This is a genomic window from Microbacterium sp. NPDC090281, assembly GCF_044769635.1.
Lineage (GTDB): Bacteria > Actinomycetota > Actinomycetes > Actinomycetales > Microbacteriaceae > Microbacterium.
Genome location: NZ_JBIVYH010000002.1, coordinates 926,842 through 944,955, shown reverse-complemented (window position 1 = coordinate 944,955; position 18,114 = coordinate 926,842). Strand labels below are relative to the sequence as shown.

General features: G+C 68.9%; 21 protein-coding genes. 14 read left to right on the top strand and 7 right to left on the bottom strand.

The annotated features are described in order from the left end of the window. Positions 1–302: 302 nt before the first annotated feature. The gene (locus ACIQTX_RS18670) at positions 303–2,423 is read right to left on the bottom strand and encodes an APC family permease (RefSeq protein WP_402975108.1); all 2,121 of its coding nucleotides are present in this window, start codon (positions 2,421–2,423) and stop codon (positions 303–305) included. Between the two features lie 83 nt (positions 2,424–2,506). Here ACIQTX_RS18670 and ACIQTX_RS18665 point away from each other — a divergent pair, with 83 nt between their 5' ends. Beyond that, positions 2,507–3,613: a VanZ family protein gene (locus ACIQTX_RS18665; protein ID WP_402975105.1), complete on the top strand. Its 1,107-nt coding sequence runs from the start codon at positions 2,507–2,509 to the stop codon at positions 3,611–3,613. Positions 3,614–3,642: 29 nt separating this feature from the next. Here the strand turns inward: ACIQTX_RS18665 and ACIQTX_RS18660 are convergent, their stop codons facing one another. Further along, positions 3,643–4,005, bottom strand: coding sequence for a nuclear transport factor 2 family protein (locus ACIQTX_RS18660; RefSeq protein ID WP_402975102.1), 363 nt, complete (start codon positions 4,003–4,005; stop codon positions 3,643–3,645). A 107-nt stretch (positions 4,006–4,112) separates the two neighbouring features. Between ACIQTX_RS18660 and ACIQTX_RS18655 the strand changes: the two genes are divergently transcribed. The 5 genes from ACIQTX_RS18655 to ACIQTX_RS18635 all read left to right on the top strand — a co-directional run bounded on the left by ACIQTX_RS18655 (position 4,113) and on the right by ACIQTX_RS18635 (position 7,885). After that, the gene (locus tag ACIQTX_RS18655) at positions 4,113–4,847 is read left to right on the top strand and encodes a GTP pyrophosphokinase family protein (protein WP_402975099.1); all 735 of its coding nucleotides are present in this window, start codon (positions 4,113–4,115) and stop codon (positions 4,845–4,847) included. Positions 4,848–4,962: 115 nt separating this feature from the next. Then, positions 4,963–5,223, top strand: a complete 261-nt coding sequence (locus tag ACIQTX_RS18650; RefSeq protein WP_402975096.1) for a hypothetical protein — start codon at positions 4,963–4,965, stop codon at positions 5,221–5,223. A 93-nt stretch (positions 5,224–5,316) separates the two neighbouring features. Continuing rightward, positions 5,317–6,927, top strand: coding sequence for a molybdopterin-dependent oxidoreductase (locus ACIQTX_RS18645; protein WP_402975094.1), 1,611 nt, complete (start codon positions 5,317–5,319; stop codon positions 6,925–6,927). 38 nt (positions 6,928–6,965) lie between these two features. After that, a complete protein-coding gene (locus ACIQTX_RS18640; protein ID WP_402975091.1) occupies positions 6,966–7,454 on the top strand; it encodes a molybdenum cofactor biosynthesis protein B in 489 nt (162 codons plus the stop codon). Beyond that, positions 7,451–7,885, top strand: a complete 435-nt coding sequence (locus ACIQTX_RS18635; RefSeq protein ID WP_402975088.1) for a molybdenum cofactor biosynthesis protein MoaE — start codon at positions 7,451–7,453, stop codon at positions 7,883–7,885. Before ACIQTX_RS18640 ends, ACIQTX_RS18635 begins: the two co-directional genes overlap by 4 nt. 10 nt (positions 7,886–7,895) lie before the next feature. On the opposite strand, the gene ACIQTX_RS18630 is transcribed toward ACIQTX_RS18635, so the two are convergent. Genes ACIQTX_RS18630 through ACIQTX_RS18610 form a run of 5 tightly spaced genes read right to left on the bottom strand, consistent with a single transcriptional unit; the run spans position 7,896 to position 12,066 of the window. Continuing rightward, positions 7,896–8,129 (bottom strand): MoaD/ThiS family protein, encoded by a 234-nt coding sequence (locus tag ACIQTX_RS18630; RefSeq protein ID WP_402975085.1) that lies wholly within the window; start codon positions 8,127–8,129, stop codon positions 7,896–7,898. After that, positions 8,126–8,641 (bottom strand): cyclic pyranopterin monophosphate synthase MoaC, encoded by a 516-nt coding sequence (gene moaC / locus ACIQTX_RS18625; RefSeq protein ID WP_402975082.1) that lies wholly within the window; start codon positions 8,639–8,641, stop codon positions 8,126–8,128. The genes ACIQTX_RS18630 and moaC overlap by 4 nt, the downstream gene beginning before the upstream one ends. Next, positions 8,638–9,873, bottom strand: a complete 1,236-nt coding sequence (gene glp, locus ACIQTX_RS18620) for a gephyrin-like molybdotransferase Glp (RefSeq protein ID WP_402975079.1) — start codon at positions 9,871–9,873, stop codon at positions 8,638–8,640. The genes moaC and glp overlap by 4 nt, the downstream gene beginning before the upstream one ends. Then, entirely contained in the window at positions 9,870–10,658 is a 789-nt protein-coding gene (locus tag ACIQTX_RS18615) for a HesA/MoeB/ThiF family protein (protein WP_402975076.1), read from the bottom strand. The genes glp and ACIQTX_RS18615 overlap by 4 nt, the downstream gene beginning before the upstream one ends. Before the next feature lie 34 nt (positions 10,659–10,692). Beyond that, entirely contained in the window at positions 10,693–12,066 is a 1,374-nt protein-coding gene (locus tag ACIQTX_RS18610; RefSeq protein ID WP_402975073.1) for a D-alanyl-D-alanine carboxypeptidase family protein, read from the bottom strand. 148 nt (positions 12,067–12,214) lie between these two features. On the opposite strand from ACIQTX_RS18610, the gene ACIQTX_RS18605 reads away from it, so the two are divergent. The 8 genes from ACIQTX_RS18605 (at position 12,215) to ACIQTX_RS18570 (ending at position 18,054) form a co-directional block, all read left to right on the top strand. Then, positions 12,215–12,607 (top strand): molybdopterin-binding protein, encoded by a 393-nt coding sequence (locus tag ACIQTX_RS18605; protein ID WP_402975070.1) that lies wholly within the window; start codon positions 12,215–12,217, stop codon positions 12,605–12,607. A gap of 1 nt (position 12,608) precedes the next feature. Next, positions 12,609–13,391, top strand: coding sequence for a molybdate ABC transporter substrate-binding protein (gene modA, locus ACIQTX_RS18600; RefSeq protein WP_402975067.1), 783 nt, complete (start codon positions 12,609–12,611; stop codon positions 13,389–13,391). Then, complete coding sequence (gene modB, locus ACIQTX_RS18595) at positions 13,388–14,176, top strand: molybdate ABC transporter permease subunit (RefSeq protein ID WP_402975064.1); 789 nt, start codon at positions 13,388–13,390, stop codon at positions 14,174–14,176. The genes modA and modB overlap by 4 nt, the downstream gene beginning before the upstream one ends. Beyond that, positions 14,173–15,249: a sulfate/molybdate ABC transporter ATP-binding protein gene (locus tag ACIQTX_RS18590; RefSeq protein ID WP_402975061.1), complete on the top strand. Its 1,077-nt coding sequence runs from the start codon at positions 14,173–14,175 to the stop codon at positions 15,247–15,249. Before modB ends, ACIQTX_RS18590 begins: the two co-directional genes overlap by 4 nt. Positions 15,250–15,367: 118 nt before the next feature. Beyond that, positions 15,368–16,453 carry a GTP 3',8-cyclase MoaA gene (moaA, locus tag ACIQTX_RS18585; protein WP_402975058.1) on the top strand — a complete coding sequence of 362 codons (1,086 nt, stop codon included), beginning with the start codon at positions 15,368–15,370 and terminating at the stop codon, positions 16,451–16,453. After that, positions 16,446–17,129, top strand: coding sequence for a uridine kinase (locus ACIQTX_RS18580; RefSeq protein WP_402975055.1), 684 nt, complete (start codon positions 16,446–16,448; stop codon positions 17,127–17,129). The genes moaA and ACIQTX_RS18580 overlap by 8 nt, the downstream gene beginning before the upstream one ends. A gap of 71 nt (positions 17,130–17,200) precedes the next feature. Continuing rightward, on the top strand, positions 17,201–17,713 hold the full coding sequence (locus ACIQTX_RS18575; protein WP_402975052.1) for a hypothetical protein: 513 nt from the start codon (positions 17,201–17,203) through the stop codon (positions 17,711–17,713). A gap of 71 nt (positions 17,714–17,784) precedes the next feature. Next, positions 17,785–18,054 carry a ribbon-helix-helix protein, CopG family gene (locus tag ACIQTX_RS18570; RefSeq protein WP_402975049.1) on the top strand — a complete coding sequence of 90 codons (270 nt, stop codon included), beginning with the start codon at positions 17,785–17,787 and terminating at the stop codon, positions 18,052–18,054. Positions 18,055–18,114 lie beyond the last annotated feature (60 nt).

Genomic DNA, 18,114 nt, shown 5'->3' with positions numbered 1-18,114 from the left:
GGGGCAGATCAGTCGATCGGCTCCGAGTATGTGATCTGGTTGGATCGGTTGTATGCGGATCCGCTGGTGTTCGCCTCCACGCAGACTCGCGATCATGGGTACCGATCGTGGGGGCCATCGACTCGTCAGCGTTGGCCAAGGCATCGTTCAGCAGGCCTTGGGCCTTGTGCTTTTGGGGGCACAGCCGAGGCATCACGGAGATTCGCTCGAGAGACCGCTCCGGTCGCACTTCCTGCCGCTCGCGCGCCGCGAAGACGACGGGAAGTGCGACCGGAAGGACGAGGGCCCGGGTCGAAGCAGTCTCAGGCCTCGGGTGCGCCGTCCTGAGGCGGGCCGCCCGGCCGGTGCGCTCGGCGACCGTTGACGACCACAGGACGGCCCCCGCGTTCCTGACCCGGCAGCGGACGGGAGCGACGGCCGTAGATGAGCTCCGACGAGTCGAGCAGCCACGGCACGAGCGTGATCGACACCCCGTGCACGAGCATCAGCTGATTGGCCAGGCGACGGGCGCGGCGGTTGTGCAGGAACGACTCCCACCAGTGCCCCACGATGTACTGCGGCAGGTACACGGTCACCACGGACGAGCCGTGCTTCTCGCGGTACTGCTTGATGAACTGCGATACCGGCTGCGCGAACGATCGGTACGGCGACTCGACGATCACGAGCGGGATCGGCACGAGGTGGTCGGCCCAGTCCTTCTGCAGTGCGGCCGCATCGTCGGAGGCCACAGCGACGTGCACCGCCAGCGTCTTGCCGTGCTTGGCGGCGATCGCGTAGTCGATCGCCTTCACGACCGGCTTCTGCAGCCGGTTGACGAGCACGATGGCGAGGTCGCCGGTCGCGCCGAACTTGGTGGTGTCGTCGATCGCGATCTCATGCTCGACGTCGCGGTAGTACCGCTTCACCCCCAGCATCAGGAACGCGAGGATCGGGATCGCGAAGAACACCAGATACGCGCCGTGCGTGAACTTGGTGATCGTCACGATCAGGAGCACCAGCACGGTCATGACGGCGCCGGCCGAGTTGATGATGAGGCCGATCTTCGCCGAGCGGCGATCGGATGTCGATGCTCCGTCGATCCCGGAACCGGCCGCGCCTTCCGCAGGGCCGCGAAGCACTCTCCGCCAGTGCCGCACCATGCCGATCTGCCCGAGCGAGAACGAGACGAACACGCCGATGATGTACAGCTGGATCAGCGTCGTCAGCTTCGCCTGGAACACCACCAGCACGATCATCGCGCCGATGCCGAGCAGGATCATGCCGTTCGAGAACACGAGGCGGTCGCCGCGGGTGTTGAGCGACTTCGGGGCGTAGCCGTCGCGGGCGAGCACAGCCCCCAGCAGCGGGAACCCGTTGAACGCGGTGTTGGCGGCGAGCAGCAGCACACAGGCGGTGGCGGCCTGCACGATGAAGAAGGCGATGCTGCCGCCGCCGAACGTCGCTGCGGCGATCTGCGCCATCAGGCTGGGCTGCGGGGCCGTGCAGTCGAAGCCGATCAGGTCGCACGGATTCTCGGCGTAGTGCACGCCGGTGATCAGGGCGAGGGCTGTGAGACCCGCGAACAGGCAGGCGGCGATGGATCCCATCAGCACGAGGGTCGACTGGGCGTTGCGCACCTTCGGTGCCCGGAAGGCGGGCACACCGTTCGACACGGCCTCGACGCCGGTGAGGGCGGAGCATCCGCTCGAGAACGCGCGCAGGATCAGCAGGATCACGGCCGCCTGACCGAGGCTCTCGGCCTGCACCGAGAAGTCGGCGCTCGAGGCCACCGGCGCGTCGCCGAGGAACGTGCGGATCAGGCCGGTGACGATCATGACGCCGACCGAGGCGATGAACACGTACGTGGGGATCGCGAACACGAGCGACGCCTCGCGCACCCCACGGAGGTTCACGATGATGATGAGGATCACGAAGCCGACCGCGAGCTCGACGCGGAACGGATCGAGTCCCGGCACCGCCGAGATGATGTTGTCGACACCCGATGCGACCGACACGGCCACGGTCAGCACGTAGTCGACCAGGAGGGCTGCCGCCACGATCACACCGGGGATCTCGCCGAGGTTCTTCGACGCGACCTCGTAGTCGCCACCGCCAGACGGGTAGGCCTTGATGAGCTGCCGGTAGCTGAGCACGACCACGATCAGCAGCACCACGACGGCGCTCGCCACGAGCGGCGTGAACGACAGGAAGGTGAGCCCGCCGATCAGCAGGATCATCACCAGTTCCTGCGGGGCATAGGCCACCGAGCTCAGCGCGTCGGACGCGAAGATCGGCAGTGCCATCCGCTTCGGGAGGAGCTGATCGTCGACCTGAGCGCTCGTGAGCGGGTCTCCGATGAGGATGCGCTTCGCGAGCGGCGGTGCGTCCGCGCTCTCCCTGTTTTCGTCTGACACGTCCGGCGACACTACGCCTCCTGATGGCATCCTCACGCGATCCTCACGGAATCCCTACGGGGGGATGCGCTGTCCTCACGGAATCCTTACGCGCAAAGCTACACTGGCACGCGGTGGAAGATCAGGTGCTGCTCGGATTCATCGCGATCGCGATAGGGGTGGCTTTCGGCATCGTCCTGTTCGTGCCTTTCGTGGCGGTCAGTTATCGCCGGCGCGGGCGACTCGGCCTCGGTCGCACGCTGCTCTGGCTGTCGGCCCTGATCTACTTCTGGGCGACCTGGACCTACACCCTGCTTCCGCTGCCCGACCCCGACACCATCCGCTGCGTCGGAGCGATCACCGATCCGATGTCGGTGGTGCGCGACGTGCAGAAGGCGTTCGCGGCACCGGGCAATCCACTGCGGCAGCCGGCTCTGCTGCAGCTGGTGTTCAACGTGCTTCTGTTCGTGCCGCTCGGCTTCTTCGTGCGGGTGCTGGCAAATCGTGGCGTCTTGACGGCGCTCGCCGCCGGGTTCGGACTGTCGTTGCTGGTCGAGACGACGCAGCTGACCGGGGTGTGGGGCGTCTACCCCTGCGCGTATCGCTTCTTCGACGTGGGCGACCTCATGACGAACACCCTCGGCGCGGTCGTCGGCTGCATCGTGGCGCTCCTCGTCCCGCGGTCACTGCGTGGCGCGAAGGCGAGCCCCGAGGCCGACCTTCCCCGTCCGGTCACCCGCGGTCGTCGCGCGATCGCGATGTTGTGCGACTTCCTCGCCTACGGATTCCTGAGCATGGGGGCCGGGGTGACCGTGCAGGTGTGGCTCGAGTTCGTCGCGAACGACCGTGCTGCGGTGCTCGACGGCACCCTCGCATCCGCCGCAGCCACCGTCGTCCCCTCGAGTCTGTTCCTGGTGCTGATCCTGATCGGCGGTCGTTCGGTCGGCGACATCGCGGTGCAGCTCCGGTACACGGGGTCGCGCCTGCCGGCACCGTTCGCGCGGGTCCTGCGCTGGGCGGGCGGCATCGGCGGGATCAGTGCGCTCCAGCTGCCCGGCGGGTTCTTCGGGTTCGCCGCTGCCGTGCTGTTCCTCGCCGCGATCGTTCTTCCGTTCACGACCCGCTCCGGGCGCGGGCTCCCCGGCGTGCTCTCCGGCCAGCACCTCGTCGACGCGAGGGCGGATGCCGTGGTCCCTGCGTCGGTCGGGGCAGGATCCGCTTCCCCTCCGCGCGACGCGTGATCGACGGATCGGCGACGGCGCTCGCGCAGTCAGCTCTCCGCGTGGGGACGCGGCATGTACCACTCCGTGAACTCCGTGGCCCGTCCGTCGGGTGCGAGCCGGAAGATCCAGAGGTTGAGGTAGTCGCGCTCGGCCGGGTATTGCGTGCGGCCCTGGACGACCACGAAGTCGCCGACCTCGTGGAGGACCTCCCATTCGAAGGTCCAGGTGCCCGGTTCGTCGCCGTCCTCCAGCCACCCCGACACGATCGCCTCACGTCCGACACGGGGTTCGGAGTCGGGGCTCGTGAGGTATCGGGCATCGTCGCTGAAGAGGGCCCCGATCCGCTCCGGGGAGTTCGATCTCCACGCCTCGATGTAGGCCCTGGTCCAGTCTTCGCCTGCTGTCGTCATGTGCTCCGTTCTAGGCCGCCTCGGAAGTCGCGTCAACCCGTTCGTGAACCGTAGGGACATCGGGGATCCACAGCGGTTTCCGATCACGGAGCCGTAACGTCGATGGCATGACGACCGTTCACGTCACCGAAGACACGATCAACCAGGCCCGCGAGCTGCGCGACGAGCTGCAGCGGTTCCTGCGCGAGTACGAGTTCGGGATGCGCGAGGTCGAGACGAAGATCTCGATCCTGCGCGACGAGTTCACGCACGACCACGCGTACAACCCGATCGAGCACGTGAAGAGTCGGCTGAAGTCGCCGGACAGCATCGTCGAGAAGATCGCCCGCAAGGGGATCGACGAGCCCGACTTCGACCGCATCCGCGCGGAGATCACCGACATCGCCGGTGTGCGCGTGACGTGCAGTTTCGTCGCCGACGTGTACCGTCTGTTCGACCTGCTCACCGCGCAGGACGACATCACCGTGCGCACGGTCAAGGACTACATCGCGCACCCGAAGGACAACGGTTACAAGAGCCTGCACGCGATCATCGAGGTGCCCGTGTTCCTGTCGACCGGTGCGCTGTCGGTGCCGGTCGAGGTGCAGTTCCGCACGATAGCGATGGATTTCTGGGCGAGTCTCGAGCACAAGATCTACTACAAGTTCTCGAACCAGGTGCCCTCTCACCTCGTCGACAGTCTGTCGGATGCCGCGGATGCCGCCGCCGAGCTCGACAGCCGGATGGAGCGTCTGCACCGCGAGGCGCACGGCGTTCCGCTGCGCCAGCTCGCCCCGCCGCCCCCTCCTGCCCCGCCCTCTGCGCCGACCGCCCCGATCGACCCGCGCGTCGTCGGGGTCTAGTCCAGGAACTCTCGTCCCGCAGCAGCAAGACCCTCTCGCGGCCTCGAGCTGTGTTGCGCGTGCACTCCGGCCCTGGGAACATCGGTCAGTGGTGAGAACGCAGGAATCCGTGTCCGTGGACGCCGAGCGCGATGTCGATGAGCTCGCGGGCGTCGACGAACTCGCGGGCATTGACCGCGGGCGGCAGATCTGCGAGTGCGACCACGGCGACGACGACGGCTACCAGCCGTGCGGACGCAAGGCGAAGTGGCGCGTCACGGTCGACTGCGTCTGCGGCGAGGGCCATCCGCGTCGGGTCGAGATCCTGTGCTCGCGGTGCATGCGCACGCTGCGGCAGGCCCAGGGCCGCGAGGCCATCACCGTACGTCGCCTCTGACCGCGGAGGCGTCTCCCGAAGCTCCTCACATCCGATCGCGCCTCGGCTCCGAACAACGGGGGAGCACCGGCGACGGTGGAACGGGAGACGACCATGGCGCAGCACAGTAGTGGCAAGAGATTCTTCGTCTGGGCCGCCCTCGCAGGGGTGATCGGCGGCGGCGTCTTCCTCGCGACGGCGGAGGTGTTCGCCCTGCTCTTCGCGCGCGCGGCCAGTCCGATCCTCGCGGTGGGCGGGTTCGTGATCGACATCGTGCCGCAGCCCTTCAAAGAGTTCGCGATCGCCACCTTCGGCGAGTACGACAAGATCGCGCTGCTGGCCGGCCTCGGCCTGGCAGTGCTCATCGCCTCGGCCGTCGCCGGCATCCTGCAGCTGGTGCGCCCGCCGCTCGGCGTGATCGCACTGGTGATCGCGGGGGTTCTCTCGACGGCGGCGATCGTGACCCGGGCCGCCGTGGCGCCGCTCGCTTTCCTCCCGCCTGTCCTCGGGACGATCGCTGGCTCGTTCATCCTCGTCCTCCTCTGCCGGCGTCTGCGCGGGTGGAGAGCCTCCGTCGTCGGCGTCCGAGCGGACGAGAAGAACGAAACCGCAGCGACCGATGTCGAGGCATCTGACGGCGAGACGATCCGGCCCGGGTTCGACCGTCGTCGGTTCTTCGTCCTGGCCGCCGTCGCCGGCGCATCAGCACTGATCGTCGGCATCACCGCTCGCACCGTGAGCATGGCCGTGTCGTCGGTCGAAGCCATCCGCGGTGCGCTCAAGCTGCCAGCGCCGAAGAGCACCGTGCCGGTCCCGCAGGGCGCGGAACTCGACATCCCGGGGCTCAGCAAGCTGTTCACCCCGAACAAGGACTTCTACCGTGTCGACACCGCCCTGACGGTTCCCTCGATCGACCCGGAGACCTGGCGTCTCGTGATCGACGGCATGGTCGACCAGCGGGTGGAGATGAGTTTCCAGGACATCCTCGACATGGGGCTCGACGAGTACGCGATCACGCTCACGTGCGTGTCGAACGAGGTCGGCGGCGAGCTCGTCGGCAACGCGAAGTGGCTCGGCGTTCCGCTACGAGACGTGTTGAAGAAGGCGGGCGTGAAGTCCGGCGCCGACATGGTGCTCTCGCGCAGCGTCGACGGCTACACGGCGAGCACACCGCTCGCGGCGCTGACCGACGACAACCTCGACGCGATCCTGGCGGTGGCGATGAACGGGGAGCCGCTGCCGCTCGAGCACGGGTTCCCGGTGCGCATGGTCGTGCCAGGGCTCTACGGTTACGTCTCGGCGACCAAGTGGCTCACCGAGCTCAAGGTCACCACCTTCGCCGACGATGAGGCCTACTGGACGCCGCGCGGCTACAGCGCCGAGGCCCCGATCAAGTTCGCCTCCCGCGTCGACACCCCCAAGATCGGCGAGGCCGTCGAGGCCGGGAAGATCCCGATCGCCGGGGTCGCCTGGGCGCAGTCGGTGGGCATCGAGCGCGTCGAGGTGAGCATCGACGACGGCGACTGGGTTGCGGCGACGCTGTCGGCTCCGATCAACGACGACACCTGGGTGCAGTGGTTCATGGAGTGGGATGCGACGCCCGGCACGCACTACGTCGCGGTGCGCGCGGTGAACAAGAACGGCGACCTGCAGATCGAGGAGCGTGCGCCGATCGCGCCGAACGGTTCTTCGGGGTGGCAGCGCTCGCTCGTCCGGGTGAACTGAACCGTGCGGTGACGATCCGTGCGACCTAGGGTGGAGCCATGACGCCGCTCCCCGCCTGTGTGATCACCGTCTCGGATCGATCCTTCGCGGGTGAGCGTGAGGATCGCGGTGGCCCGATCGCGGTCGGTCTGCTGCGCGACGCAGGGTGGCACTGCCCGGATGCCGAGATCGTCGCAGACGGCGTCGACTCGGTGGCGGATGCTCTTCGCAGAGCGGCAGCGCGTGGAATCCGGCTGGTCGTGACCACAGGGGGAACCGGTGTCGGGCCACGCGACCTGACGCCGGAGGGAACCCGACGGATGATCACCCGCGAGATCCCGGGTATCGCCGAAGAGCTGCGCCGCAGCGGCCTCGCCGACACCCCGCTCTCGGTGCTGTCGCGTGGGCTCGCCGGCATCGTCGACCCCGCCGGCATGCTCGTGGTGAACCTTCCCGGATCCACGCGCGCCGTGGCATCCGGCATGCCCGTGGTGCTCGGCGTCGCCGCGCACATCCTGGACCAAGTAGAGGGTGGAGACCACTCATGAACGACGTGAGAATCGCAGCGGTGTCGGAGGAGGGCCTCGATCTCGATGCGCACCTGAGGGCGGTCGAAGACCCCCGGCTGGGAGCGGTGACGACCTTCGTCGGTCGAGTGCGAGACAACGACCCTGACGCGGACACGCCGGTGGTCGGGCTCGAGTACAGCGCTCACCCCGATGCCGAGGCGACGCTGCGGCGGATCGCCGAAGAGGCTGGTGCCGGAGCGTCGGCCCCGGCCGTGGTGGCCGTGAGCCATCGCATCGGACACCTGGACGTCGGCGATGCGGCCGTCGTGATCGCGGTCGCTTCCGAGCATCGAGCCGAGGCGTTCGAGGTGTGTCGGGCGGTCATCGAGGCGATCAAGAGCGACCTCCCCGTGTGGAAGCGTCAGCTCGAGGTCGACGGGACGTCGTCGTGGAAGGGCATCGGCGGCTGAGCCGTTCGCGTCAACCGCCGGCGAACGGCGGGAGGATGTCGATGAGCTCGGCGTCGTCGAGGGCGAGGTCGCCGTCGGTGCGGACGCCATCGACGAGCACCGCGCAGCGCGGCAGGATGCCGGCGAGTGCCGGATGCTCGGCCACGATCTCCGCGCGCAACGCGACCAGCGAAGTCTCGCCGCGCTCCTCGCTGTCGGTGCCTGCGGCCTCGGCGGCCGCGGCGAAGTAGCGTACGCGTGTCATCGGGCGTCTCCGGTGTTCCGGGATTCGACGAAGGGGTTGGCTTCGCCGGGGCGCACCCAGTCGCCAGAGCGTCCGCCCGACTTCGCCACGATGCGCACGTCTTCGATCACGACGGCGCGGTCGACGCCCTTGATCATGTCGACGATCGCCAGGGCGGTGACAGACACGGCCGTGAGTGCCTCCATCTCGACACCGGTGCGGTCGGCCGTGCCCACCGTGGCCTCGATGCGCACGCCGTCGTCGACGATCTCGAGGTCGACGCTCGCCCGGTGCACGCCGATCACGTGCGCGAGCGGCAGCAGCGCGGGGGTGGACTTGGCCGCCTGGATTCCGGCGATGCGCGCCACGGCGAGTACGTCGCCCTTCGGCACGGTGCCGTCGCGGAGGGCGGTTATCACGTCGTCGCTGCAGCGCACGAAGCCTCGGGCGGTCGCGGTGCGGACGGTCGGCTGCTTCGCGGTCACGTCAACCATGTGTGCGCGGCCCGCCGCGTCAAGGTGAGGGAAGCTCATCCGACCAGCATGACATCGATCACATCGCCCACGGCGACGGTCTCGACCTCCGCCGGCACGATCGCGAACGCGTGTGCACGGGCGAGCCCGCCGGCCAGGTGCGAACCCGATCCGCCGGCGGTGGCCGGACGCACGGTGCGCGCGGCGAGATCGACGACGGCGGGAAGGTACTGGCGACGACCGGGTGGCGGCGTCCACGACGCGTCGGCGGTGAACGGCGCACGCGGGCGGTGGATCTGAGTGCGTCCCTGCATCGCGAACAGCGCAGGTCGCACGAACACCTCGAACGAGACCGCCACGCTCACGGGATTTCCCGGAAGCCCGAAGACCAGGCACCCGGTCTCGAGCACCCCGAAGGCCTGCGGCTTGCCCGGTTGCATCGCGACGGCGCTGAACTCGACCTCGCCACCGCCGTCGAAGGCGCCGCGCACGGGCTCGTAAGCCCCGGCGCTGACGCCGCCCGTGAAGACGATCACGTCTGCCCCGAGCGCTGTGGCCTCGGCGGTGACGGCCTTGACGGCGTCGGCCTCGTCGGGAACGCGCGCGACCAGCACCACCTCGGCATCGGCATCCGCCACCAGCTGCTCCAGCAGCGGACCGTTCGAGTCGGGGATGCGACCGCGCTCCGGGGCGTCGCCGGGGGCAAGCAGCTCGCTGCCCGTCGACACCACGGCCACCCGAGGCGCACGCGTCACCGTGACCTCGGCGATGCCGGCGGCGACGGCGGCCGCGACCTGGAAGGCCCCGAGGCGCTCGCCGGCGAGCACGACCTCGTCGCCCGCATGCAGATCCGCCCCTCGGCGCCGCACGAAGACGCCGGGCTTGGCCGGCGCCCGCAGCACCTGTACCTCGCCGAGGGAATCGGCGAGCCCGCCCGCGGTGTCCTCGAAGGGCACGATCACGTCGGCATCCGTCGGGGTCGGCGAACCGGTCATGATGCGGGCAGCCTCACCTCGGCCGAGAGGAGGGTCGGTCGCGATGCCGGCTGGGAGGTCGGCGACCACTCGCAGGGAGACCGGATGCTCCTCGGATGCGCCGGCGACATCCGCCTCGCGCACTGCGAAGCCGTCCATCGCCGAGTTGTCGAAGAGGGGGATGTCGTGGGCGGCAGTCGCCGGATCGGCGAGGGTGCGCCCCGCAGCATCCCGCACCGGGCGCGTCTCGGCCTCGAGCACCTGCACGGCGTCGAGCACGCGGTCGAGCTGCTCTTCGACCGTCCGACGGCCGCTCATGCCGACACCGCCGATGCCGACGCTGTTGCAGCCGACCGGATCGCGATCTCGTGCTGTCGACCGGTGAGTGCGTCGATCATGGCCAGGCGTCCGAGCAGCGGTTCGCCCGCTCCGGTCACGAGTTTTATCGCCTCGCCAGCGAGCATCCCGCCGACCTGCACGCACAGGGCGCCGAGCACGCCGACCTGGGCGCAGCTGGGCGGCTCGCCCTCGGTGTCGAGCGGGAAGAGGTCGGTGAGCACCACAGGGTCTCCTTCGGTCGGTCGCGACCAGAACACGGTGGCCTGCGCGTGCCACTCCTGCACGGCACCCCACACGAGCGGCAGCCCGAGCGTCTCGGTCGCAGCGGCCACGTCGCGGCGGGTGGCGAAGGAGTCGCTCGTGTCGACCACCACGTCGGCACCCTCGAGCAGGCGCCGAGCGTTGGCGGCGTCGAGGCGTTCGGCGGCCTGGGTCACGACGGTCTGCGGGGCGAGCGCGGTGATCGCGCGCGCGGCTGAGGCGGTCTTCCTGGTCCCGATATCTTCCACGCGGTGTGCAAGCTGGCGCTGCAGGTTGGTCAGCTCCACGACGTCATCATCGATCACGGTGATCGAGCCGATCCCCGCCGCAGCCAGTGCGAGCAGCACCGGTGAGCCGAGGCCTCCCGCACCGACGACCGCGACATGGGCGGCGTTCAGGCGGCGCTGCCCTTCTTCGCCGATACCGGCGAGCACGGCGTGCCGCGCGGTGCGCACGAGTTCTTCCGGGTCCAGCGCGGCGGCGGGGGCGACGAGGGGCTGCATGCGTTCAGCGTATGCCCGGCAGTTGCATGGTGTCTCAGTCTCGGGCATCCGTCATCGAGCCGAGCTCGGACGGGTGGGTGAGCCGCCACCACTCGGACGGCGGGTCGATGCTCCCCTTGATCTCGACCGGGGCGGTGACGGTGTTCGGGCCCGCGGTCCAGGTCACGGTCCCCACCGCCGAACCATCTCGATAGGTCGGCGGGGTCTTGATGTCCATCGTCACGGTGATCGGTGTATCCGACCAGGTGAAGATCGATGCCTCCTCGCCGATGACCAGCCGGGCCGTGGAACCCCAGGGCGTCGCGATCGTGCCGACCTCCTGCCCGGATGTCGCGACAGGCACCGCGTGGAAACCGTTACGGAGGCTGTCCAGTGTGGCGATCACGCTGGTGTTCACCGACTCGCGCGATGATCCTCCGAGAACGACGCCGGTCACTGCGAGCGGATCGGCGGTGCCAACGACGAGGGTCGCGGTGTACAGCAGGCTGTAGGTGCCCTCGCCCAGCGTGCCGGTCTTCAGCCCCGTGATCCCGCTGGTTCCGAGGAGGCCGTTGGTGTTGTGGAGCTGACCGGCGCCGGGGAGCGAGATCGACGGGGTCGCGACGATCTGAGCGATCACTGGATTCGCGGCGGCGAGCTTCCCGATCGCCAGGAGGTCGGACGGCGTGCTCGTGTTGCGGGGGCTGATGCCGGTGGGCTCGGTGATCGTCGTTCCGGCGAGCCCGTTGGCGGAGAGCCAATCGCGCGTCGCGCCGAGGAACGCGTTCTGCGATCCGAAGATCCGGGACGACAGCGCCTCGGCGTAGTTGCTCGCCGAAGGGATCAGCATGGCGGCCAGGGCATCGTGCAGCGACATCGAGGTGCCCGTGGGCATGGGGGCGATGGTCGCGCCCATCACGTAGTACCGGTCGTAGAGGTCGTGGTCGGATTTGCTGAAGGTGATCGTGGGGCCTGGGTCGTCGGCGGAGGCGAGCGGGACGGCGTCGAGGATGACCAATGCCGTGACGAGCTTGGTGATGCTCGCGATGGGGAGGGGATCGCCGGTTCCACTCGACGACCAGATTCCGCTCGCTCCCTCGCCCAGATAGGCGTCTGCACCGGCGACGCTGAGCGCCGAGGCGCCCGCCGGAGGCGTGGCTATCGACGCAGCCTCGACGGTCGGGACCTGCGGCGTCTGGGTGGTCACCGTCGGCGGATTCACGGGAGTGGTGAGAGCCCACGCGATGTACCCACCGGCCGCAGCCAGCAGCAGGAAGATGAAGGCCCCCGTGATGATGAGCCCCCGCCGCCTGCGCTTCCGGCGCACCTCCGGATCGACTCGATCGCGAGGGGAGAGGAACTCCTGCTCGTGGGTCATCAGCTCGGCGAAGTCGGACAGGTCGTCCGTCGGTTGATTCGGTGCCGTCATCGTCGAGAGCCCCTCCAGTGCGTCGAACAGCCATCTTCGCGGAAATCTGACGTATGCGGTATAGGCCATTCGGTGGACATACTGAGGCGGCGGTCGCAATCTCGGATTTATTCGAGGAGTTTCTCCGCATATGCGGTAGATTCACGCCATGCAGACCTACCGGATCGCTCGTGCCGCTCAGCTGCTCGGAGTGAGCGACGACACCGTGCGGCGCTGGATCGAGCAGGGGCTCCTGCCCGTCACCGATGCGGCGCCGTCCGAGATCCCCGGCGATGCGGTCGCCGCGCGCGCCGTGGCCCTCGCCGAAGAGGCGAAGATCGCAGGCGACGTGGTCTCTTCCGCCCGCAACCGATTCGTCGGCATCGTCACCCGCGTGCAGATCGACGGACTGATGGCGCAGATCGACATCCAGTCCGGACCACATCGCGTGGTCTCGCTGATGTCTTCGGAAGCTGCAACGGAACTGCAGCTCGAGGTCGGTTCGCTCGCCACCGCATCCGTCAAAGCGACTCAGGTCGTCGTCGAAGTACCGAAAGGCTGACATGAACCGCACGCTCCGCCGCTCCGCCGTCGCCGTCCTCGCCGTCGCAGCGCTCGCCCTCACCGGCTGCGCAGCTGCCGCGGAGAACACCCCGTCACCGTCGGCGACCGCGAAGGAGAGCACCGTGAGCGGCGAGCTCACGGTCTACGCCGCGGCATCCCTCTCAGGGGCCTTCGACGCGATCGGCGAGGCGTTCACCGCTGAGAACCCCGATGTGGAGTTCAGCCCCGTCTACGACGGTTCATCGACCCTGGTCACGCAGATCCTCGAAGGTGCACCGGCCGATGTGTTCGCTTCCGCCGACGAGGCGAACATGGACAAGGCGGCCGATGTCGCGGTCGACCCGACGCTCTTCGCCTCCAACACCCTCGTGATCGCGGTGCCGGCGGGCAACCCCGGCGGTGTCGATACCCTGGCCGATCTGGCCGGTGTGACCACGGTGCTGTGCGCGCCGGAGGTGCCTTGTGGCGCGGCCTCCGCGAAGCTGCTCTCGGCGGCGGGTGTGACGGTCGATGCCGCGAGCCTCGAGCAGAACGTGACGGCTGTACTCACGAAGGTCGCCGCTTCCGAAGCCGATGCCGGACTCGTGTACGCCACCGACGTGATCGGACGTGACGACGTCGAGGTGATCGTGCCAGACGGCGCCGACGAGGTCGTCAACCACTACCCGATCGCGGCGCTCTCCGATGCGCCGAACGCTGAGGCTGCCGACGCGTTCGTGGCGTTCGTGCTGTCGGAGGCGGGGCAGAAGATCCTCGCGGACTTCGGCTTCGGGGCTCCATGAGTGCGGCCGGCGCACGGGGCTACGCTCCACGTGCGCTCGCGGTTCCTGCGCTGATCGGTCTGGTCTTCCTGATCCTGCCGCTCACGGCACTCGTCGCGCGGGTGCAGTGGTCGACCTTCCTGGCCGATGTGACGTCGGAGGCTGCTCTCTCGGCGCTCATGCTCTCGCTCGGCACCGGTCTCGTGGCCACCGTGCTGTGCCTCATCGTGGGGGTGCCGCTCGCGCTGTACATCGCCCGCTCCGGACCTCGGCTGGCTGCAATGCTCCGAGCGGCCGTCACGGTCCCGCTGGTCCTGCCGCCGATGGTGGGCGGCGTCGCTCTGCTCTATCTGTTCGGGCGTGCGGGATGGCTCGGCGGACTCGGCCTGTCGTTCAGCACCCCTGCCGTCGTGCTGGCACAGACCTTCGTCGCACTTCCCTTCCTGGTGCTCGCCGTCGAGGGGGCGGTGCGCACATCGGGCGTGGACTACGAGCGCACGGCAGCCGCACTCGGAGCCGGACGATGGACGATCCTGCGCCGCATCACCCTGCCGCTCGCGGCGCCCGGCATCGTCGCCGGCGTCGTGCTGTGCTTCGCGCGGGCCATCGGCGAGTTCGGGGCGACGGCGCTGTTCGCCGGAAACCGGCCGGGAGTCACCCAGACGATGCCCCTCGCGATCTACACCGCGTTCAACGGTGCGGGGGTCTCGCAGGGCACAGCGGTCGCTCTCGCTCTGCTGCTGCTCGCGACCGCGATCGTCGTGCTGCTGCTCGTGCGTGGCTGGCGACCGGGGGCGGCGCGATGACCCCGACGGAGAGTCGCGCTGCCGACTCGGGGCTGCGCGCGCGCATCGTGGTCGAGCGCGAGCATTTCGCCGTCGAGGTCGCGGTGCAGGTCGCCGTCGGCGAGACGGTCGCGATCATGGGGCCGAGCGGTGCGGGCAAGTCGACCCTGCTGCAGGCGCTCGCCGGACTCGAACCGCTGAGCGCAGGAGAGATCGAGGTCGCGGGACGCGTGGTCGACCGCGTCGCCTCACCACGGGTGCGGACTGAGCCCATGAGCCGTGGCATCGTGCTTCTCGGGCAGGACGCGCGACTGTTCCCGCACCTGTCCGTGCGCGAGAACGTCGCCTTCGGCCCTCGCGCGGCGGGGAAGGAAGCCAGAGCGGCGCGAGAGGCGGCCGATGAATGGCTCGCACGTGTCGGCCTCCCCGGCGCCGGGGATCGGATGCCGCGGGAACTCTCGGGTGGAGAGGGACAGCGCGTCGCCGTCGCCAGAGCGCTCGCCGCATCCCCCCGCGCGGTGCTGCTCGACGAACCGCTGGTGGCGCTCGACCCGGCGACGGCGGGCGACATCCGGCAGATGCTGCGCGATCAGCTGACCGGGATCACCACGATCGCGGTCACGCACGATGCCGCTGATGCGGTCGCGCTGGCGGATCGGCTCCTCGTCGTCGAGGCAGGCCGGGTCACGCAGAGCGGGCCGGTCCGCGAGGTGCTGTCGGCCCCGGCCACGGGCTTCGTCGCCTCGATCGCGGGCGTCAACCGTCTGGTGGGCGTGGCTGCGGATGGTGGTTGGCAGAGCGGTGACCTGCGACTCGTGAGCACGGATGCCGCTTCACGCGCGCTCGCCGCGGTCGAGGGTGTGCCTCTCGCGGCGGTGTTCCGTCCCGAGCATGTGCAGGTGGTCGAGGCAGGGGACGCGGATGCCTGGCGCACCGAAGTCACCCGACTCGAGTCCACCCTTGCGGGTGTTCGAGTGCAGACCACGTCGTGTGCGGTCGATGTCTCCCTCGCCGGAGCCGTGGGGCTCGCGCCGGGGGATCCGCTCCACCTGCGGGTCGACCCGGACCGTGTGCGGTTCGTGCCGGTGCATTGAGGGGAGCCGCTGCCGGGCGCTTCGGACTCTGGCAATCTGCCGGTCGTCGTCGTCGAGACGGCCCTCGGTGGCGGTCCGCGGGTTAGTCTCGAACGATGACGGGGAGTGTGGGAGCGCCATGACGGCCGTACCGGTCGTGATCGGCGTGCGCGCGCCGCACGTCGATTCCGCGCCGCACGCCTCGGGCCTCGGTGGGGGTCTCGTCGACACGCATGGCCGCGTGCATCGCGATCTGCGCATCTCGCTCACCGACCGCTGCTCGCTGCGCTGCACGTACTGCATGCCCGAGCAGGGCAACGAATGGCTCGCCCGCACGAGCATCCTCTCCACCGACGAGATCGTCGAGGTCGCCGAGGTGGCCGCGGCGCTCGGCATCCGCACCTTCCGGCTCACCGGCGGCGAGCCGCTGCTGCGGACCGACATCGTCGAGGTCGTGAGGCGCATCGCCCGCATCGAGGGGGAGGATGGCCCGGTCGAGGTCGCGATGACCACCAACGGCATCAGCCTCGCCAAGAAGCTTCCCGAACTGATCGATGCCGGGCTGACGCGCCTCAACATCAGCATCGACACGGTCGACCGCCAGCGCTTCGCCGACCTCACCCGCCGCGACCGTCTCGACGACGTGTTCGAGGGCATCGCCGCCGCCGCGGCATCCGAACTCCGCCCCCTCAAGTTGAACGCGGTCGCCATGCGCGGGGTCAACGACGACGAGCTGGTCGACCTCGTGGAGTTCGCGATGAGCGTGGGCGCGCAGCTGCGATTCATCGAGCAGATGCCGCTGGATGCCGGACACACCTGGGACCGTGCCTCGATGGTCACACGCGAGGAGATCCTCGCGTCGCTGGGGGAACGCTGGCGTCTCGAGCCGATCGAGGGTCGCGGTGGCGCTCCGGCCGAGAAGTGGCGGATCGACGGCGGGCCGCACGAGGTCGGCGTGATCGCCTCGGTGACCGCCCCGTTCTGCGGCGCCTGCGACCGCCTGCGGCTGACCGCCGACGGCCAGCTGCGCAACTGTCTGTTCTCGCTCGCCGAGTACGACCTGACCGGGCTGCTGCGCGGGGAGTCCGCCTCCGCGCCGGGGGAACGCGACGACGAGATCGCTGCGCTGCTGCGTTCCTGCGTGCACGGCAAGCTGCCGGGGCACGCGATCGACGATCCCTCCTTCCTGCAGCCGGCACGCGGGATGAACGCGATCGGTGGCTGAGCGGGGCGTGCCCACCACGTACTCGCGCTCGGCAGTGCTGGCGCAGCTCTGGGACGAGATCGAGGGCCTTCGTCAGAACGATCGGATCCTGGTGGCCCTCGACGGCTTCGACGGGGCCGGCAAATCGCACCTTTCGCGCGAACTCGCAGAACATGCGCGGCTGCGCGCTCGCAGGCCGATCGTCTGCGTGAGCATCGACGGATTCCATCGCCCGAAGGCCGACCGTGTCGCTGCGGGTGTCGGCCCGGACGGCTTCTACTCCGGTTCCTACCGGTATGACGCGTTTCGCGCCTGTGTCGTCGATGCCCTGCGCGCGCACGGGTCGATCACCCCGGCTGTCTGGGACGTCGGTCGTGACGAACCCGTTGACCCCGTGCGCATCGCCGTCCCTTCATCGGGAGTCGTGCTCGTCGATGGGATCTTCCTCCAGCGTCCCGAGCTCGCAGCGGTATGGGACGCCACAGTCTGGGTCCATGCCCCCTTCGAAGTCAGCGTCCCCCGAGGCAACGCCCGATTCCCGGGGAATCATGACGCCGACCCGGAGGCTCCCTCCCACCGGAGATACGTCGGGGGTCAGCGTCTCTACCTCGCCGAAGCCCGACCGCAGGAGCGAGCGACCTGGGTCTGGGACAACACAGTGCTGGACCGTCCGACGTTTCGCCGGAACGGCGGTTGACGGGGATGTGGGAGCCGATCGGGCGGGATAGTGACGGATACCGGTTGACGATCCGGGCGACACGAGTGTCCATGCTCCAGCTGGTCGCGATCATCGTCGGGTGCATCATCGTGGGAGGAGCTGCCGCCACGGGAGCGTTGATCGCCTTCTCCCTGGAGACCGAGATCATGCTCGGCAGATCTGGTGTCGTGTTGATCGCCGGTGGCCTGGCGATCATCATCGTGCTCGCCTTGCTGTGGGTCTTCGCCTGGCGAAGGCAGCGCTACGTCATCGAGTGGGATGACGAGGGGATCCGCATCAGCGGAGCCACGGCGGCGCGAGCGCTCTCCTGGGCGTCGATCTCTCGCGTGCTGATCCGTGTCGACACGGACTACGCCCGGGTCGAGGTGAGGGGCACAGGCACCAGGTCCGTGACGCTCTTGGCCGGTTTCGGCTCCCAAGACGTCAAGAAGACCAACGCGATCGATCCGATTCCCGCGGGGATGGCGAACCTCCTGCGCCGTCATCTCCTCGTGGAGCAGCCGACCGATCGAAAGGCTCCTGGCCTGCATATCTTCCTGCGCAAGCCAGACGCACCGGTGTGAGCGTTGCATTGTGAAGCGGCGGGGATTCTTTTCGTATACACAATTGCCATACTTTCGTATACACTAATGAAATGAGCGAGCACCTGTTGCACGGCAAGCCCGTCACTGACGAGCAGATTCAGGCGTGGGCGGATGAGGCCGAGGCCGGCTATGACCTGTCGAAGCTCCCCAAGCCGCGTCGCGGTCGACCGACCGTGGGTGATGGTCCAGGGGTGGTCATCCCCGTGCGGCTCGATGCGTCCACGATCGCCGCACTGACAGCGCGCGCTGAGGCTGAGGGCATCGCCACGCGCTCTGAAGCGATTCGCGCCGCCGTGCGCGAATGGGCGCACGTTGCCTGACCTGCACAGATCAGCCCGCAAGCACGAGCTCTGAGTCAGTCCCCCACCGAAGGCGACGAC

Excerpts from the sequence above, each read along its gene's own strand:
- ACIQTX_RS18670 (WP_402975108.1), bottom strand. The coding sequence starts at position 2,423 with ATGCCATCAGGAGGCGTAGTGTCGCCGGACGTGTCAGACGAAAACAGG.
- ACIQTX_RS18660 (WP_402975102.1), bottom strand. The coding sequence starts at position 4,005 with ATGACGACAGCAGGCGAAGACTGGACCAGGGCCTACATCGAGGCGTGG.
- ACIQTX_RS18655 (WP_402975099.1), top strand. The coding sequence starts at position 4,113 with ATGACGACCGTTCACGTCACCGAAGACACGATCAACCAGGCCCGCGAG.
- ACIQTX_RS18645 (WP_402975094.1), top strand. The coding sequence starts at position 5,317 with ATGGCGCAGCACAGTAGTGGCAAGAGATTCTTCGTCTGGGCCGCCCTC.
- ACIQTX_RS18640 (WP_402975091.1), top strand. The coding sequence starts at position 6,966 with ATGACGCCGCTCCCCGCCTGTGTGATCACCGTCTCGGATCGATCCTTC.
- ACIQTX_RS18635 (WP_402975088.1), top strand. The coding sequence starts at position 7,451 with ATGAACGACGTGAGAATCGCAGCGGTGTCGGAGGAGGGCCTCGATCTC.
- ACIQTX_RS18630 (WP_402975085.1), bottom strand. The coding sequence starts at position 8,129 with ATGACACGCGTACGCTACTTCGCCGCGGCCGCCGAGGCCGCAGGCACC.
- moaC (WP_402975082.1), bottom strand. The coding sequence starts at position 8,641 with ATGAGCTTCCCTCACCTTGACGCGGCGGGCCGCGCACACATGGTTGAC.
- glp (WP_402975079.1), bottom strand. The coding sequence starts at position 9,873 with ATGAGCGGCCGTCGGACGGTCGAAGAGCAGCTCGACCGCGTGCTCGAC.
- ACIQTX_RS18615 (WP_402975076.1), bottom strand. The coding sequence starts at position 10,658 with ATGCAGCCCCTCGTCGCCCCCGCCGCCGCGCTGGACCCGGAAGAACTC.
- ACIQTX_RS18610 (WP_402975073.1), bottom strand. The coding sequence starts at position 12,066 with ATGACGGCACCGAATCAACCGACGGACGACCTGTCCGACTTCGCCGAG.
- ACIQTX_RS18605 (WP_402975070.1), top strand. The coding sequence starts at position 12,215 with ATGCAGACCTACCGGATCGCTCGTGCCGCTCAGCTGCTCGGAGTGAGC.
- modA (WP_402975067.1), top strand. The coding sequence starts at position 12,609 with ATGAACCGCACGCTCCGCCGCTCCGCCGTCGCCGTCCTCGCCGTCGCA.
- modB (WP_402975064.1), top strand. The coding sequence starts at position 13,388 with ATGAGTGCGGCCGGCGCACGGGGCTACGCTCCACGTGCGCTCGCGGTT.
- ACIQTX_RS18590 (WP_402975061.1), top strand. The coding sequence starts at position 14,173 with ATGACCCCGACGGAGAGTCGCGCTGCCGACTCGGGGCTGCGCGCGCGC.
- moaA (WP_402975058.1), top strand. The coding sequence starts at position 15,368 with ATGACGGCCGTACCGGTCGTGATCGGCGTGCGCGCGCCGCACGTCGAT.
- ACIQTX_RS18575 (WP_402975052.1), top strand. The coding sequence starts at position 17,201 with ATGCTCCAGCTGGTCGCGATCATCGTCGGGTGCATCATCGTGGGAGGA.
- ACIQTX_RS18570 (WP_402975049.1), top strand. The coding sequence starts at position 17,785 with ATGAGCGAGCACCTGTTGCACGGCAAGCCCGTCACTGACGAGCAGATT.